Annotated in this window: 1 protein-coding gene and 1 pseudogene; one reads left to right on the forward strand and one right to left on the reverse strand. The window is 70.3% G+C overall.

Annotated elements, in window-relative coordinates; genetic code table 11:
* Positions 1–1177 (forward strand): heavy metal translocating P-type ATPase (locus K6I33_RS34990; RefSeq protein ID WP_229358823.1); only part of this gene is annotated, 1177 nt, incomplete at its 5' end.
* Positions 1178–1327: 150 nt separating this feature from the next.
* Here K6I33_RS34990 and K6I33_RS34995 read toward each other — a convergent pair.
* Positions 1328–1445 (reverse strand): annotated as a pseudogene (locus K6I33_RS34995) (IS5/IS1182 family transposase); the annotation flags it as partial.

Raw genomic sequence — 1445 nt, forward strand, 5'->3', positions numbered from 1 at the left:
CTTCGTCCCCGTCGTCATCGTCCTGGCCCTGGCCACCCTCGGCTTCTGGGTCGCCACCGGCGAAGGCTGGACCGCCGCCTTCACCGCGGCCGTCTCCGTCCTGATCATCGCCTGCCCCTGCGCCCTGGGCCTCGCCACCCCGACCGCCCTCATGGTCGGCACCGGGCGCGGCGCCCAGCTCGGCGTACTGATCAAGGGACCCGAGGTCCTGGAGTCCACCCGCAAGATCGACACGATCGTCCTCGACAAGACCGGCACCGTCACCACCGGCAAGATGACCCTGCTCGGCGTCCACCTCGCCGAAGGCGAGACCGAGGACGAGGTCCTGCGCCTGGCCGGCGCCCTGGAGCACGCCTCCGAGCACCCCATCGCCCAGGCCGTCGCCGCGGGCGCCACCGAGAAGGTCGGCGCCCTCCCCGCACCGGAGGACTTCGCCAACATCGCCGGCCTCGGCGTCCAGGGCATCGTCGAGGGCCACGCCGTCCTCGTCGGCCGCGAAAAGCTCCTCGCCGAATGGGCACTGTCCCTGCCCACCGAGCTGCGGCAGGTGAAGGCCGCAGCCGAGGCCGCGGGCCGTACGGCGATCTGCGTGGCCTGGGACGGTCAGGCCCGCGCGGTCCTCGAGGTCGCCGACGCGGTCAAACCCACCAGCGCCGAGGCCCTCACCCGGCTCCGTGCCCTCGGCCTGACGCCGATCCTGCTCACCGGCGACAACAAGGCGGTGGCCGAGGCCGTCGCCGCAGAGGTCGGCATCGCACCGTCCGACGTGATCGCCGAAGTCATGCCCGAGGACAAGGTCGACGTCGTCAAGCGCCTCCAGGCCGAAGGACGTTCGGTCGCCATGGTCGGTGACGGAGTCAACGACGCCGCGGCCCTCGCCCAAGCCGACCTCGGACTGGCCATGGGCACCGGCACCGACGCCGCCATCGAGGCCGGCGACCTGACCCTCGTACGAGGCGACCTCCTCGCCGCCGTCGACGCCATCCGCCTGGCCCGCAAGACGCTCGGCACCATCAAGTCCAACCTCTTCTGGGCCTTCGGCTACAACGTCGCCGCCCTCCCCCTCGCCGCCGCCGGCCTCCTCAACCCCATGATCGCCGGAGCCGCGATGGCCTTCTCCTCGGTCTTCGTCGTCGGCAACAGCCTCCGCCTCCGCCGCTTCCGCAGGGCCAACTGATCCCTCACCACCCGGCTCGCGCGCCCGGTACCGCACTCGCGGTGCCGGGCGCGCCGCGTCGAAATCCGGCAGTATCCGAGAGCCCCGCAAGGCTCAAGGGCAGCCCTCTGATAGCTGAACGCTCAATAATTACGGTGCGCTTAACAACAGCTAACAGAATGAGTTGATCTGTCTGAGGGTGATGAGGCAGCAGGCGAGGCGGAGGAAGGCTTCATGGATGTCGGCTCGTCGTTCCCAGCGGATGCGGAGGCGTTTGAAGCCATGCAGC

The organism is Streptomyces sp. UNOB3_S3, from assembly GCF_020740895.1.
Classification (GTDB): domain Bacteria; phylum Actinomycetota; class Actinomycetes; order Streptomycetales; family Streptomycetaceae; genus Streptomyces.